This window comes from Modestobacter sp. KNN46-3 (assembly GCF_011039295.1).
In genome coordinates this window covers 1-14,612 of the sequence record NZ_JAAKGN010000130.1, presented here as the reverse complement: position 1 = coordinate 14,612, position 14,612 = coordinate 1, and the positions used below count along the sequence as shown (strand labels likewise).

Below are 14,612 nucleotides of genomic sequence, written 5' to 3'. Positions count from 1 at the left end.
CGCCACCGCCGCGGCCGTCGGCGGCGGGCGAGGAGAGCATGCACAGCAGCCGCCCGTCCTTGGCGGCGACCAGGAGGCCCTGGCCGTCCGTGCGGGCGCGGACCGCCGCCTCGACCGCACCGGCCACGTGCATGCCCGAGTCGATCGGCCGGTCGGTCCCGGCCACGGTGACCACGTGCGTCGCGGTGAGCGACAGGCCGAACGGCTCGGCCCGCTCGACCAGGGACCCGACGTCGGACCGGCCGCTGAACAGGTCGTCGACGAACTCCCGCCGGTAGGCCTCCTCCCGGCGCACCACCTCGTGCTGGGCGTCCAGGTGGCCGGTGGCCAGGGCGGCCAGCGCGGTGTCCGCGGCCCGCCAGACGACCTCGCCGATGCCCACCAGCTCCGCGGGCCGGACCGGCCGGGACCGCACCCGGCCCAGCAGGTCGGGCAGTTCTGGCCACAGTCGCCGGGACGCCGTCATGTAGAGGTCGACCAGCGCCGGCAACGACACCCCGGCCCGCGCGGCCTCCCCACCCAGCCGACGGCAGGACTCCTCCTCGGCGACGCCGAGCCGGCGCCCGGTGCGCGCCACGGCCAGCACCGCCGGCAGGTAGCCGTCCAGCAGCCCCACCGGCGCACCCTGCTCACCGGCCGCCGCCCGCGCGATCCGGGCCAGCGCCTCCTCCGGCGTCGCAGCTGCGTCCACCGGGCCAGTGTCGTGCCCCGCGCAGGTCAGCGGGGCGCCGGACGACCTCCGGCCGCCTCGATCGCCTGCCAGCGGGTCAGGTTGTAGCGCGCGTCGACCAGCGCGTCGTGCGTCCCCGCCGGCTTGGGCGGCAGGTCGGGCCGGCCGGCATCGTCCCAGCGCTGGCGCAGCTCACGGGTGAAGCGCGGGATCGGCCGCGGCAGCGCCGGCATCGCACCCCACAGCTGGGCCAGGGCCACGTGGTCGTAGGCGGCGAACCAGGCCCACAGCTCGATCTCCTCGCCGGGTGCGGTGAGGAAGGACAGCAGGTCCGCCCGGATCCGCTCCCGGCTGCGCCAGGCCTTGTCCGCCGGGGAGGGCAGCTGGTCCAGGACGTTGCGGCGCACCCACGGGATCGCCCTGTCCGGGTCGAACTCGGTGCTGACGGCGTAGAACTCCCGGCCGGTCTCGTCGACCACGCCGATCGACACCAGGTCGATCGTGGTGCCGTCCTCGATGAACTCGGTGTCGTAGAAGTACCGCCGCACGCTCACCGGCACACCGTAGGCGTCGGCCCGTCGACGTCGGCTCAGACCGGGGTGACCGGGGCCGCTGCGTCGTCCCCGGTCACCGCCGCGGCAGCGCGCTGCCGGCGGCGGTCCAGCCAGGTCATGACCGGCGTCGCGGCCATCCCGTGCACGACCACCGAGACCAGGACGACGAGGACGGTCACCCGCCACAGCTGCTCGGCGCCGGCGAACTCGGCCTGGCTCAGGCCGTAGGCGAGGTAGTAGAGCGACCCGATGCCACGGACCCCGAAGAAGGAGATGGCGCTGCGCTCCCGCAGGCCCGTGCGCCCGCGGAGCAGCCCCACCCAGCCTGCCAGCGGCCGGACCAGCAGCACCAGGACGACGGCCAGGCCCACCTCGGCTCCGCTCAGGTCGGCCAGCGCCCCCCGGGCGACTGCACCGCCCAGCAGGACCAGGACGACGATGGTCAGCAGGCGTTCCAGCTGCTCGACGTAGGTGTGCAGCACCTGGTGGTGGCCGTGCGCCCGCTCTGCGGCCCGGATGGTGCAGGCGCAGACGAACACGGCGACGAAGCCGTAGCCCTCGACGAGCTCGGCGATCCCGTAGGCGAGGAAGACGGTGGCGAGCGCGACGAACCCCTCGGCCCGTTCGACGAGCCGGGCCCGCTCCTGCCCGGCCGAGAAGAACATCGCGCGCAGCACCCAGCCCACCCCGATGCCCACGGCGACACCTGCGGCGATCCGCCAGCCGACGTCGAGCAGGAGCCACTGCCCCAGCCAGTTCGACGGCGCTGCACCCAGGGTGGCCATCGCGACCGCGGCGTAGGTGAAGGGGAAGGCCAGCCCGTCGTTGAGGCCGGCCTCCGACGTCAGCGCGAAGCGCGCCTCGTCCTCGCTCTCCGCCTCACCGGTCGGCTCGTCCACCTGGACCTCCGTGGCCAGCACCGGGTCGGTGGGGGCCAGGGCAGCGGCCAGCAGCACCGCAGCGGCCGCCCCCAGCCCCAGCAACCAGCCACCGAGCAGGGCCGTGGCCACGACGGTCAGCGGCATGGTGATGCCGAGCAGTCGCCAGGTGGTCGACCAGCGCTTCCAGCCCAGCGGTCGGTCCAGTGCCAGCCCGGCGCCCAGCAACGAGACGATCACGCCGGCCTCGGTCAGGTGGACGGCGATGCTCTCGTGCGCCAGCGGGTCTGGGGTGGGCAGTCCGTCGACGGTGGCGAAGGCAGCGATGCCGATGGTCACCACCACCATCGGCATCGAGATGGGCAGCCGGCGGAGCAGCCGGGGCAACAGGGCGGTCAGCAGGGCCGCGGCGCCGGCGACGAGGTAGGCCAGACCGGTGGGATCCATCCCCGATCAGCGGACGCTCGGGCGCCGTCGCGCCGGGGCTTCGTTCCGGGAGGGCATCTGTCAGGAGTGCCCGGGTCGACGTCCGGCCACACCACCGGCGCTGCGGAGCACTGACCCACAGCGTCTCGGCCGAGCGCCGGGCGGAGACTCAGCCGGCCAGCGAGCTGGGCAGCCGGTCGGCGGCCTCGTGCGGCGGGGGCTGCAGCCGGGCCACGGCCTCGGTCGCGGTGACGCCGGTGGTGTCCATCGACTTCTTCACCTTCGCCCCGTAGAGGTCGACGTACTCCTGGCCGGAGAGCTCCATGATCTCGTACATGATCTCGTCGGTGATCGACCGTTCGACGAAGCGATCCCCGGAGAGCCCGTCGTAGCGGGAGAAGTCCAGCGGCTTCCCGAACCGCACCACGACCCGCACCATGTGCTTGCTGAGCCGGCGGCCGAGCGCGCCCGGCAGCGGCACCGTCCGCGGCTCGTAGACCATCGCCACCGGGACGACGGGCGCGCCGGTCTCCAGGGTCATCCGGGCGATGCCGGTCTTCCCGCGGAACAGCCGGCCGTCGGGCGACCGGGTGCCCTCGGGGTAGATGCCCAGCAGCCGGCCCTGGGTGAGGATGCGGATGCCCGTGCGGATCGCGTCCTCGGCCGCGGAGGCGCTGGTGCGGTCGATCGGCACCTGGCCGCTGCCGCCGAAGAAGAGACGCTGGGCGGCTCCCTTGGGCCCGCTGCCGGTGAAGTACTCCGCCTTGGCCAGGAAGGTGACCCGCCGACGCAGCGACAGCGGCATGAAGATCCAGTCCGCCGCCGACAGGTGGTTGCTGGCGATGATCGCCGCACCGGTCGACGGAACGTGCTCCATGCCCTCGGCGCGGGGCCGGAACACGAGCCTGACGATCGGCCCGAGGGCCACGAACTTGAGGAACCAGTAGAACAACGCGCCTCCCTCAGCGACTGTCAGACTAAGGAGGGGCACAACACCCCGACAATCGCAGCCGACGCCGCACGGCCAGACCGCTCCGGAGGACCGATGCCGCAGGCCGCACCGCAGGCCGGGTCGCTGATGCCCGGCGCCGCCCCGTTCGACCTGCCGGGCGGGTCGGTCGGGGTGCTGCTGTGTCACGGGTTCACCAGCACCCCGCAGAGCCTGCGGGACTGGGGCGAGCACCTGGCCGCCGCCGGCCTCACCGTGCGCTGCCCGCTGCTGCCCGGCCACGGCACCCGCTGGCAGGACGCCAACGTCAGCACCGAGGAGGACTGGTACCGCGAGCTGTCCGCGGCGCTGGACGACCTGCGCGGCCGGTGCAGCTCGGTCGTGGTGGCCGGACTGTCGATGGGCGGCACCCTGGCACTGCGGCTGGCCCAGCGGCGTCCGGACGACGTCGCCGCCCTGGTGCTGGTCAACCCCTCGCTGCTCACCGAACGACGCGATGCCCGGCTGCTGCCGCTGCTGGCGCGGCTCACCCCGGCCTGGGCGCCGGTCGCCAACGACATCAAGAAGCCGGGGCCGGTGGAGCTGGCCTACCCGCGGCTGCCCACCCGGGCCGCGCTGGCACTCCGCCGGCTGTGGACCGCCGTGCGCGCCGACCTGGGCTCCGTACGAGCCCCGCTGCTGGTGTTCCGCAGCGTCACCGACCACGTCGTGGAGCCTGCCTCGACCCGGGTGCTGCTGGCCGGAATCGGCAGCACCGACAGCACCGAGGTGCTGCTGCACGAGAGCTACCACGTGGCCACCCTGGACAACGACGCACCGATGGTCTTCGCCCGCTCGGTGGAGTGGATCCGGGAGCGCGTCCCCGCGGCCCAGGTGAGCAGCTCATGACGCTCCCCCGCGGTCCGGGCCGCGGTCGCGGCCGCCGCGACAACGGGCTGGACGCCACGCTGTGGCACCCGTTGCGCGACGTCGACCCGCGGGTGGGCGAGCACCTGCTCGACCTGCTGGCCGCCGCCGGGATCGCCGCCTACCTCGAGCCGGCCACCGACGTGCAGCCCTACACCCGCAGCGTCTCCTTCCCCAGCCCGCCGTCGGACCGGTTGTTCGTCGACCGCGCCCAGCGGGCGGAGGCCGCCGCCGTCGTCGACAGGCACACCGACGAGCCGACCGCTCCGCGACCCGTGCCGCCGCGGTCGGACCGGGTCACCGACGAGGACGCCGAGTTCGCCCGGATCGTCGCCGCCTTCGAGGCCGAGCACGGCCGCAACGTGGTGGCCGCCGAACCGCGGGACGACCCGCCCCCGCCGCCGGCCGAGCGGTCGGTGCTGGACGCCTTCGACGACCACTACGAGCCGCCCCCTCCCCCGCCGTTGCCGGTGCTGGCACCGGCCTCCCTCTACGCGCTGCTGCTCATCGGCCTCGGCGCCGTGCTGCTCATCGCCCCGACCCGGGTCGGCCTGTCCATCGACCTCGGGCTGGTGCTCGGGGTGGCCGCGGTGGTGGGCGGCGTCAGCGTGCTGGTGTCCCGGATGCGGGACCGCGACTCGGACGACGGGGACAACGGCGCCGTCGTCTGAAGAAACACCCCGTGCCCCCCACCCCTCGCAGGCTCGGGGCGGGGCCCTGCACGGGGCCGGGTGACGTACGGGGGCGGCTAGCCTCCGCAGGATGAGCTCCTCGACGCACTCCGCCGTCGTCACCCTGACCGGTCACCTGATGGACACCGGCATCCTCGCCCGGGTGCTCGACGACGTGCTCGAGTACGGCGGGGACTACCGGATCGACAACCTGGACCTGGGCCGTCAGCACCAGGACGAGTCCCGGGCGCTGGTCGAGGTCAGCGCGAGCGAACCCGAACTGCTGGAGCGGATCCTGATGCGGGTGCAGGTGCACGGGGCCAACGCCGTCGACCCGGGGACGGCGACGACGCGGCCCGCACCCTCCGACGGCGTCTTCCCGGAGGACTTCTACTCGACCACCAACCTGGAGACCCTCGTCCGGCTGGACCGGGAGTGGCTGCGGGTGCAGCGCCCGGAGATGGACTGCGGCCTGGTGGTGACCGACGGTCCGGTCGTGCGCACCGTCCCGGTCAGCGACGTGCGGGCCGGGGACGCCGTGGTCTGCGGCGCCCACGGGGTGCGCGTGGAGCTCCCCCCGCAGGCGCCCCGCGGCGACGAGGACGACTTCGGCTTCATGTCCTCCTCGGTCTCCAGCGAGAAGCCCCAGGCCCTGCTGGTGCGCCAGATCGCCGAGCGGATGCGGGAGGTCAAGGCCGCCGGGAAGCGGGTGCTGTGGGTGGGCGGCCCGGCCGTGGTGCACACCGGTGCCGCACCGGCGATGGTCCGGCTGGTGCGGGCCGGCTACGTCGACGTCCTGTTCGCCGGCAACGCGCTCGCCACCCACGACATCGAGTCCGCGCTGTTCGGCACCTCGCTCGGGGTCGACCTGGCGAAGGGATCAGGGGTGCCGCACGGGCACGAGCACCACATCCGGGCGATCAACACCATCCGGGCGGCCGGGTCGATCGCCGCGGCGGTCGAGAACGGCGTCCTCACCGGCGGGGTGATGCACGCGCTGGTGCAGGCCGGCAAGCCGTTCGTGCTGGTCGGCTCGGTGCGCGACGACGGTCCGCTGCCCGACGTGATCACCGACGTGATCGACGGTCAGCGGGCGATGCGTGCCGAGCTGCCGGACGTCGGCTTCGCGATCATGGTGGCCACGATGCTGCACTCGATCGCCACCGGGAACATCCTCCCGGCCTCGGTGCCGCTGGTCTGCGTGGACATCAACCCGGCGACGGTGACCAAGCTGGCCGACCGGGGCAGCGCCCAGGCGATGGGCATCGTCACCGACATCGGCCTGTTCCTCGAGCAGTTGGCCCGCGAGCTCGCCCCGGAGTGAGCCGGGGCACCGCGCCGGTCGGCCCCTGCAGCGGGGTCCTCCCTCAGCCGTCGCCGTCGGCCACCGCACGGCGCACCAGGTCGGCGGCGCCGACCAGCCCGGCCTGCGCACCCAGCCCGGCGGCCACCACGCGCGGCCGGTGCCGGCACCCACCACCGGGCAGCGCCCGCTCCAGCCGTTCCCGGGCCGGCGCCAGCACCGTCTCGCCGAGCACGCTCACCCCGCCGCCGATCACCACCACGTCCGGGTCGAGGATCGCCGAGAGGTCGGCGATCCCCTGCCCCAGCCAGGTGCCGACCTCGCACAGCAGCTCGATGGCCAGCGGGTCGCCGTCGGCCGCGGCCCGGGCCACGACCTCCCCGGTGAGCCGCGCGGCGTTGCCGTCCACCCGGTCCAGCAGGTCGGCCGCGGCCGCCGGGGAGTGGTCGGCGACCTCGCGGGCGGTGTGGCCCAGCGCGTTCCCGCTGGCGTACTGCTCCCAGCACCCGCGGTTGCCGCAGGCACACAGCCGGCCGTCGGGCACCACGCGCATGTGTCCCCACTCGCCGGCCACGCCGTGCGAGCCCCGCTGCAGCCGGCCGTCGATGACGATGCCGCCGCCGATTCCGGTGCCCAGGGTGATCATCAGCATCAGGCTGCTGCCGCGGGCCGCGCCGTAGCGGTACTCCGCCCAGGCGGCCGCGTCGGCGTCGTTGCCCACCCAGAGCGGACGCTGCAGCCGGCCGACGAGGTCCTTGCGCAGCGCCTGGTGACGCCAGGCCAGGTGCGGGCTGAACAGCACGGTGTCACCGGTGCGGTCGAACCAGCCGGCCGCGCCGACGCCGACGCCGACCAGCGGGCCGCCCAGTTGCCTGCGCTGGGCATCGACATCGGCGGCACCAAGGTCGCCGGCGGCGTCGTCGCCCCCGACGGCACCATCCTGGACACCGCCCGCCGGGCCACCCCGGGCAAGTCGGTCACCGCCACCGAGGACGCCATCTCGGCCGTGGTCGACGAGCTCGCCCAGCGGCACGGCGGCCCGCTGGTCGGCGTCGGCGTCGGCGCGGCCGGCTGGTTCGACCGCACCGGTGACACCGTGCTGTTCAGCCCGCACCTGGCCTGGCGTCACCAGGCGCTGCGCAAGGACCTCGTCGGCCGGCTGCAGCGTCCGCTCTGGGTGGGCAACGACGCCGACGCGGCCGCCTGGGCGGAGTACCGCTACGGCGCGGCCCGCGGCAGCAGCCTGATGCTGATGATCACCCTGGGCACCGGAATCGGCGGCGGCATCGTCATCGACGGCCGGCTGCAGCGGGGCTCGCACGGCGTGGCCGGCGAGTGGGGACACATGCGCGTGGTGCCCGACGGCCGGCTGTGTGCCTGCGGCAACCGCGGGTGCTGGGAGCAGTACGCCAGCGGGAACGCGCTGGGCCACACCGCCCGCGAGGTCGCCGACCACTCCCCGGCGGCCGCGGCCGACCTGCTGGACCGGGTGGACGGCAACGCCGCGCGGCTCACCGGGGAGGTCGTGGCCCGGGCCGCGGCCGACGGCGACCCGCTGGCCATCGAGCTGCTGTGCGAGGTCGGCACCTGGCTGGGGCAGGGGATCGCCGACCTCTCGGCGATCCTCGACCCGGACGTGGTGGTGATCGGCGGCGGGGTGAGCGTGCTCGGCGAGACGGTGCTGGCGCCGGCCCGGGAACGGCTGGAGCGGGCGCTGCCCGGTCGTGGGTTCCGGCCCGGGCCGCGCGTGGTCGCCGCCGAGCTGGGTGCGCAGGCCGGGCTGGTCGGCGCCGCCGACCTGGTGCGCCGTGCGGTGGCCGACGGCGACGGCTGAGGGAGGACCCCGCTGCAGGGGCCGACCGGCGCGGTGCCCCGGCTCACTCCGGGGCGAGCTCGCGGGCCAACTGCTCGAGGAACAGGCCGATGTCGGTGACGATGCCCATCGCCTGGGCGCTGCCCCGGTCGGCCAGCTTGGTCACCGTCGCCGGGTTGATGTCCACGCAGACCAGCGGCACCGAGGCCGGGAGGATGTTCCCGGTGGCGATCGAGTGCAGCATCGTGGCCACCATGATCGCGAAGCCGACGTCCGGCAGCTCGGCACGCATCGCCCGCTGACCGTCGATCACGTCGGTGATCACGTCGGGCAGCGGACCGTCGTCGCGCACCGAGCCGACCAGCACGAACGGCTTGCCGGCCTGCACCAGCGCGTGCATCACCCCGCCGGTGAGGACGCCGTTCTCGACCGCCGCGGCGATCGACCCGGCCGCCCGGATGGTGTTGATCGCCCGGATGTGGTGCTCGTGCCCGTGCGGCACCCCTGATCCCTTCGCCAGGTCGACCCCGAGCGAGGTGCCGAACAGCGCGGACTCGATGTCGTGGGTGGCGAGCGCGTTGCCGGCGAACAGGACGTCGACGTAGCCGGCCCGCACCAGCCGGACCATCGCCGGTGCGGCACCGGTGTGCACCACGGCCGGGCCGCCCACCCACAGCACCCGCTTCCCGGCGGCCTTGACCTCCCGCATCCGCTCGGCGATCTGGCGCACCAGCAGGGCCTGGGGCTTCTCGCTGGAGACCGAGGAGGACATGAAGCCGAAGTCGTCCTCGTCGCCGCGGGGCGCCTGCGGGGGGAGCTCCACGCGCACCCCGTGGGCGCCGCAGACCACGGCGTCCCCGGCCCGCACGTCGCTGACCGGGACGGTGCGCACGACCGGACCGTCGGTCACCACCAGGCCGCAGTCCATCTCCGGGCGCTGCACCCGCAGCCACTCCCGGTCCAGCCGGACGAGGGTCTCCAGGTTGGTGGTCGAGTAGAAGTCCTCCGGGAAGACGCCGTCGGAGGGTGCGGGCCGCGTCGTCGCCGTCCCCGGGTCGACGGCGTTGGCCCCGTGCACCTGCACCCGCATCAGGATCCGCTCCAGCAGTTCGGGTTCGCTCGCGCTGACCTCGACCAGCGCCCGGGACTCGTCCTGGTGCTGACGGCCCAGGTCCAGGTTGTCGATCCGGTAGTCCCCGCCGTACTCGAGCACGTCGTCGAGCACCCGGGCGAGGATGCCGGTGTCCATCAGGTGACCGGTCAGGGTGACGACGGCGGAGTGCGTCGAGGAGCTCATCCTGCGGAGGCTAGCCGCCCCCGTACGTCACCCGGCCCCGTGCAGGGCCCCGCCCCGAGCCTGCGAGGGGTGGGGGGCACGGGGTGTTTCTTCAGACGACGGCGCCGTTGTCCCCGTCGTCCGAGTCGCGGTCCCGCATCCGGGACACCAGCACGCTGACGCCGCCCACCACCGCGGCCACCCCGAGCACCAGCCCGAGGTCGATGGACAGGCCGACCCGGGTCGGGGCGATGAGCAGCACGGCGCCGAGGCCGATGAGCAGCAGCGCGTAGAGGGAGGCCGGTGCCAGCACCGGCAACGGCGGGGGAGGGGGCGGCTCGTAGTGGTCGTCGAAGGCGTCCAGCACCGACCGCTCGGCCGGCGGCGGGGGCGGGTCGTCCCGCGGTTCGGCGGCCACCACGTTGCGGCCGTGCTCGGCCTCGAAGGCGGCGACGATCCGGGCGAACTCGGCGTCCTCGTCGGTGACCCGGTCCGACCGCGGCGGCACGGGTCGCGGAGCGGTCGGCTCGTCGGTGTGCCTGTCGACGACGGCGGCGGCCTCCGCCCGCTGGGCGCGGTCGACGAACAACCGGTCCGACGGCGGGCTGGGGAAGGAGACGCTGCGGGTGTAGGGCTGCACGTCGGTGGCCGGCTCGAGGTAGGCGGCGATCCCGGCGGCGGCCAGCAGGTCGAGCAGGTGCTCGCCCACCCGCGGGTCGACGTCGCGCAACGGGTGCCACAGCGTGGCGTCCAGCCCGTTGTCGCGGCGGCCGCGACCGCGGCCCGGACCGCGGGGGAGCGTCATGAGCTGCTCACCTGGGCCGCGGGGACGCGCTCCCGGATCCACTCCACCGAGCGGGCGAAGACCATCGGTGCGTCGTTGTCCAGGGTGGCCACGTGGTAGCTCTCGTGCAGCAGCACCTCGGTGCTGTCGGTGCTGCCGATTCCGGCCAGCAGCACCCGGGTCGAGGCAGGCTCCACGACGTGGTCGGTGACGCTGCGGAACACCAGCAGCGGGGCTCGTACGGAGCCCAGGTCGGCGCGCACGGCGGTCCACAGCCGGCGGAGTGCCAGCGCGGCCCGGGTGGGCAGCCGCGGGTAGGCCAGCTCCACCGGCCCCGGCTTCTTGATGTCGTTGGCGACCGGCGCCCAGGCCGGGGTGAGCCGCGCCAGCAGCGGCAGCAGCCGGGCATCGCGTCGTTCGGTGAGCAGCGAGGGGTTGACCAGCACCAGGGCGGCGACGTCGTCCGGACGCCGCTGGGCCAGCCGCAGTGCCAGGGTGCCGCCCATCGACAGTCCGGCCACCACGACCGAGCTGCACCGGCCGCGCAGGTCGTCCAGCGCCGCGGACAGCTCGCGGTACCAGTCCTCCTCGGTGCTGACGTTGGCGTCCTGCCAGCGGGTGCCGTGGCCGGGCAGCAGCGGGCAGCGCACGGTGAGGCCGGCGGCGGCCAGGTGCTCGCCCCAGTCCCGCAGGCTCTGCGGGGTGCTGGTGAACCCGTGACACAGCAGCACCCCGACCGACCCGCCCGGCAGGTCGAACGGGGCGGCGCCGGGCATCAGCGACCCGGCCTGCGGTGCGGCCTGCGGCATCGGTCCTCCGGAGCGGTCTGGCCGTGCGGCGTCGGCTGCGATTGTCGGGGTGTTGTGCCCCTCCTTAGTCTGACAGTCGCTGAGGGAGGCGCGTTGTTCTACTGGTTCCTCAAGTTCGTGGCCCTCGGGCCGATCGTCAGGCTCGTGTTCCGGCCCCGCGCCGAGGGCATGGAGCACGTTCCGTCGACCGGTGCGGCGATCATCGCCAGCAACCACCTGTCGGCGGCGGACTGGATCTTCATGCCGCTGTCGCTGCGTCGGCGGGTCACCTTCCTGGCCAAGGCGGAGTACTTCACCGGCAGCGGGCCCAAGGGAGCCGCCCAGCGTCTCTTCTTCGGCGGCAGCGGCCAGGTGCCGATCGACCGCACCAGCGCCTCCGCGGCCGAGGACGCGATCCGCACGGGCATCCGCATCCTCACCCAGGGCCGGCTGCTGGGCATCTACCCCGAGGGCACCCGGTCGCCCGACGGCCGGCTGTTCCGCGGGAAGACCGGCATCGCCCGGATGACCCTGGAGACCGGCGCGCCCGTCGTCCCGGTGGCGATGGTCTACGAGCCGCGGACGGTGCCGCTGCCGGGCGCGCTCGGCCGCCGGCTCAGCAAGCACATGGTGCGGGTCGTGGTGCGGTTCGGGAAGCCGCTGGACTTCTCCCGCTACGACGGGCTCTCCGGGGATCGCTTCGTCGAACGGTCGATCACCGACGAGATCATGTACGAGATCATGGAGCTCTCCGGCCAGGAGTACGTCGACCTCTACGGGGCGAAGGTGAAGAAGTCGATGGACACCACCGGCGTCACCGCGACCGAGGCCGTGGCCCGGCTGCAGCCCCCGCCGCACGAGGCCGCCGACCGGCTGCCCAGCTCGCTGGCCGGCTGAGTCTCCGCCCGGCGCTCGGCCGAGACGCTGTGGGTCAGTGCTCCGCAGCGCCGGTGGTGTGGCCGGACGTCGACCCGGGCACTCCTGACAGATGCCCTCCCGGAACGAAGCCCCGGCGCGACGGCGCCCGAGCGTCCGCTGATCGGGGATGGATCCCACCGGTCTGGCCTACCTCGTCGCCGGCGCCGCGGCCCTGCTGACCGCCCTGTTGCCCCGGCTGCTCCGCCGGCTGCCCATCTCGATGCCGATGGTGGTGGTGACCATCGGCATCGCTGCCTTCGCCACCGTCGACGGACTGCCCACCCCAGACCCGCTGGCGCACGAGAGCATCGCCGTCCACCTGACCGAGGCCGGCGTGATCGTCTCGTTGCTGGGCGCCGGGCTGGCACTGGACCGACCGCTGGGCTGGAAGCGCTGGTCGACCACCTGGCGACTGCTCGGCATCACCATGCCGCTGACCGTCGTGGCCACGGCCCTGCTCGGTGGCTGGTTGCTGGGGCTGGGGGCGGCCGCTGCGGTGCTGCTGGCCGCTGCCCTGGCCCCCACCGACCCGGTGCTGGCCACGGAGGTCCAGGTGGACGAGCCGACCGGTGAGGCGGAGAGCGAGGACGAGGCGCGCTTCGCGCTGACGTCGGAGGCCGGCCTCAACGACGGGCTGGCCTTCCCCTTCACCTACGCCGCGGTCGCGATGGCCACCCTGGGTGCAGCGCCGTCGAACTGGCTGGGGCAGTGGCTCCTGCTCGACGTCGGCTGGCGGATCGCCGCAGGTGTCGCCGTGGGCATCGGGGTGGGCTGGGTGCTGCGCGCGATGTTCTTCTCGGCCGGGCAGGAGCGGGCCCGGCTCGTCGAACGGGCCGAGGGGTTCGTCGCGCTCGCCACCGTCTTCCTCGCCTACGGGATCGCCGAGCTCGTCGAGGGCTACGGCTTCGTCGCCGTGTTCGTCTGCGCCTGCACCATCCGGGCCGCAGAGCGGGCGCACGGCCACCACCAGGTGCTGCACACCTACGTCGAGCAGCTGGAACGCCTGCTGACCATCGTCGTCCTGGTCCTGCTGGGCGGTGCAGTCGCCCGGGGGGCGCTGGCCGACCTGAGCGGAGCCGAGGTGGGCCTGGCCGTCGTCCTGGTGCTGCTGGTCCGGCCGCTGGCAGGCTGGGTGGGGCTGCTCCGCGGGCGCACGGGCCTGCGGGAGCGCAGCGCCATCTCCTTCTTCGGGGTCCGTGGCATCGGGTCGCTCTACTACCTCGCCTACGGCCTGAGCCAGGCCGAGTTCGCCGGCGCCGAGCAGCTGTGGCGGGTGACCGTCCTCGTCGTCCTGGTCTCGGTGGTCGTGCACGGGATGGCCGCGACGCCGGTCATGACCTGGCTGGACCGCCGCCGGCAGCGCGCTGCCGCGGCGGTGACCGGGGACGACGCAGCGGCCCCGGTCACCCCGGTCTGAGCCGACGTCGACGGGCCGACGCCTACGGTGTGCCGGTGAGCGTGCGGCGGTACTTCTACGACACCGAGTTCATCGAGGACGGCACCACGATCGACCTGGTGTCGATCGGCGTGGTCGACGAGACCGGCCGGGAGTTCTACGCCGTCAGCACCGAGTTCGACCCGGACAGGGCGATCCCGTGGGTGCGCCGCAACGTCCTGGACCAGCTGCCCTCCCCGGCGGACAAGGCCTGGCGCAGCCGGGAGCGGATCCGGGCGGACCTGCTGTCCTTCCTCACCGCACCCGGCGAGGAGATCGAGCTGTGGGCCTGGTTCGCCGCCTACGACCACGTGGCCCTGGCCCAGCTGTGGGGTGCGATGCCGGCGCTGCCGCGGCCGATCCCGCGCTTCACCCGTGAGCTGCGCCAGCGCTGGGACGATGCCGGCCGGCCCGACCTGCCGCCCAAGCCGGCGGGGACGCACGACGCGCTGGTCGACGCGCGCTACAACCTGACCCGCTGGCAGGCGATCGAGGCGGCCGGAGGTCGTCCGGCGCCCCGCTGACCTGCGCGGGGCACGACACTGGCCCGGTGGACGCAGCTGCGACGCCGGAGGAGGCGCTGGCCCGGATCGCGCGGGCGGCGGCCGGTGAGCAGGGTGCGCCGGTGGGGCTGCTGGACGGCTACCTGCCGGCGGTGCTGGCCGTGGCGCGCACCGGGCGCCGGCTCGGCGTCGCCGAGGAGGAGTCCTGCCGTCGGCTGGGTGGGGAGGCCGCGCGGGCCGGGGTGTCGTTGCCGGCGCTGGTCGACCTCTACATGACGGCGTCCCGGCGACTGTGGCCAGAACTGCCCGACCTGCTGGGCCGGGTGCGGTCCCGGCCGGTCCGGCCCGCGGAGCTGGTGGGCATCGGCGAGGTCGTCTGGCGGGCCGCGGACACCGCGCTGGCCGCCCTGGCCACCGGCCACCTGGACGCCCAGCACGAGGTGGTGCGCCGGGAGGAGGCCTACCGGCGGGAGTTCGTCGACGACCTGTTCAGCGGCCGGTCCGACGTCGGGTCCCTGGTCGAGCGGGCCGAGCCGTTCGGCCTGTCGCTCACCGCGACGCACGTGGTCACCGTGGCCGGGACCGACCGGCCGATCGACTCGGGCATGCACGTGGCCGGTGCGGTCGAGGCGGCGGTCCGCGCCCGCACGGACGGCCAGGGCCTCCTGGTCGCCGCCAAGGACGGGCGGCTGCTGTGCATGCTCTCCTCGCCCGCCGCCGACGGCCGCGGCGGTGGCG

Annotated in this window: 14 protein-coding genes and 2 pseudogenes; 8 read left to right on the top strand and 8 right to left on the bottom strand. The window is 74.4% G+C overall.

Going from position 1 to position 14,612, the window contains the following annotated elements; genetic code table 11:
* The 4 genes and pseudogenes from G5C62_RS20685 to G5C62_RS20670 form a co-directional block, all read right to left on the bottom strand.
* Window positions 1–691 (bottom strand): annotated as a pseudogene (locus tag G5C62_RS20685) (PucR family transcriptional regulator); the annotation flags it as partial.
* 26 nt (window positions 692–717) lie between these two features.
* Complete coding sequence (locus tag G5C62_RS20680) at window positions 718–1,224, bottom strand: polyadenylate-specific 3'-exoribonuclease AS (RefSeq protein ID WP_241176033.1); 507 nt, start codon at window positions 1,222–1,224, stop codon at window positions 718–720.
* Between the two features lie 35 nt (window positions 1,225–1,259).
* Complete coding sequence (locus tag G5C62_RS20675) at window positions 1,260–2,549, bottom strand: cation:proton antiporter (protein WP_164702474.1); 1,290 nt, start codon at window positions 2,547–2,549, stop codon at window positions 1,260–1,262.
* Between the two features lie 148 nt (window positions 2,550–2,697).
* A complete protein-coding gene (locus G5C62_RS20670) occupies window positions 2,698–3,480 on the bottom strand; it encodes a 1-acyl-sn-glycerol-3-phosphate acyltransferase (RefSeq protein WP_164702475.1) in 783 nt (260 codons plus the stop codon).
* Window positions 3,481–3,573: 93 nt separating this feature from the next.
* Here G5C62_RS20670 and G5C62_RS20665 point away from each other — a divergent pair, with 93 nt between their 5' ends.
* The 3 genes from G5C62_RS20665 (at window position 3,574) to G5C62_RS20655 (ending at window position 6,378) form a co-directional block, all read left to right on the top strand.
* On the top strand, window positions 3,574–4,365 hold the full coding sequence (locus G5C62_RS20665) for a carboxylesterase (RefSeq protein ID WP_164702476.1): 792 nt from the start codon (window positions 3,574–3,576) through the stop codon (window positions 4,363–4,365).
* On the top strand, window positions 4,362–5,054 hold the full coding sequence (locus tag G5C62_RS20660) for a hypothetical protein (protein ID WP_164702477.1): 693 nt from the start codon (window positions 4,362–4,364) through the stop codon (window positions 5,052–5,054). Before G5C62_RS20665 ends, G5C62_RS20660 begins: the two co-directional genes overlap by 4 nt.
* 91 nt (window positions 5,055–5,145) lie before the next feature.
* Complete coding sequence (locus G5C62_RS20655) at window positions 5,146–6,378, top strand: TIGR00300 family protein (RefSeq protein ID WP_164702478.1); 1,233 nt, start codon at window positions 5,146–5,148, stop codon at window positions 6,376–6,378.
* Window positions 6,379–6,421: 43 nt separating this feature from the next.
* On the opposite strand, the gene G5C62_RS20650 is transcribed toward G5C62_RS20655, so the two are convergent.
* Window positions 6,422–7,213, bottom strand: a complete 792-nt coding sequence (locus G5C62_RS20650) for an ROK family protein (RefSeq protein ID WP_241176035.1) — start codon at window positions 7,211–7,213, stop codon at window positions 6,422–6,424.
* Between G5C62_RS20650 and G5C62_RS20645 the strand changes: the two genes are divergently transcribed.
* Entirely contained in the window at window positions 7,142–8,191 is a 1,050-nt protein-coding gene (locus G5C62_RS20645) for an ROK family protein (RefSeq protein WP_241176034.1), read from the top strand. The genes G5C62_RS20650 and G5C62_RS20645 overlap by 72 nt on opposite strands.
* A gap of 43 nt (window positions 8,192–8,234) precedes the next feature.
* Here the strand turns inward: G5C62_RS20645 and G5C62_RS20640 are convergent, their stop codons facing one another.
* From G5C62_RS20640 to G5C62_RS20630, 3 genes are all read right to left on the bottom strand, one after another.
* Window positions 8,235–9,467, bottom strand: a complete 1,233-nt coding sequence (locus tag G5C62_RS20640) for a TIGR00300 family protein (RefSeq protein WP_164702478.1) — start codon at window positions 9,465–9,467, stop codon at window positions 8,235–8,237.
* Between the two features lie 91 nt (window positions 9,468–9,558).
* Window positions 9,559–10,251, bottom strand: coding sequence for a hypothetical protein (locus G5C62_RS20635; protein WP_164702477.1), 693 nt, complete (start codon window positions 10,249–10,251; stop codon window positions 9,559–9,561).
* A complete protein-coding gene (locus tag G5C62_RS20630) occupies window positions 10,248–11,039 on the bottom strand; it encodes a carboxylesterase (RefSeq protein WP_164702476.1) in 792 nt (263 codons plus the stop codon). Before G5C62_RS20630 ends, G5C62_RS20635 begins: the two co-directional genes overlap by 4 nt.
* Before the next feature lie 93 nt (window positions 11,040–11,132).
* Here G5C62_RS20630 and G5C62_RS20625 point away from each other — a divergent pair, with 93 nt between their 5' ends.
* The 4 genes and pseudogenes from G5C62_RS20625 to G5C62_RS20610 form a co-directional block, all read left to right on the top strand.
* Window positions 11,133–11,915, top strand: coding sequence for a 1-acyl-sn-glycerol-3-phosphate acyltransferase (locus G5C62_RS20625; protein WP_164702475.1), 783 nt, complete (start codon window positions 11,133–11,135; stop codon window positions 11,913–11,915).
* Window positions 11,916–12,063: 148 nt separating this feature from the next.
* The gene (locus tag G5C62_RS20620; protein WP_164702474.1) at window positions 12,064–13,353 is read left to right on the top strand and encodes a cation:proton antiporter; all 1,290 of its coding nucleotides are present in this window, start codon (window positions 12,064–12,066) and stop codon (window positions 13,351–13,353) included.
* 35 nt (window positions 13,354–13,388) lie between these two features.
* Window positions 13,389–13,895, top strand: a complete 507-nt coding sequence (locus G5C62_RS20615) for a polyadenylate-specific 3'-exoribonuclease AS (RefSeq protein ID WP_241176033.1) — start codon at window positions 13,389–13,391, stop codon at window positions 13,893–13,895.
* Window positions 13,896–13,921: 26 nt separating this feature from the next.
* Window positions 13,922–14,612, top strand: a pseudogene (locus G5C62_RS20610) (PucR family transcriptional regulator); the annotation flags it as partial.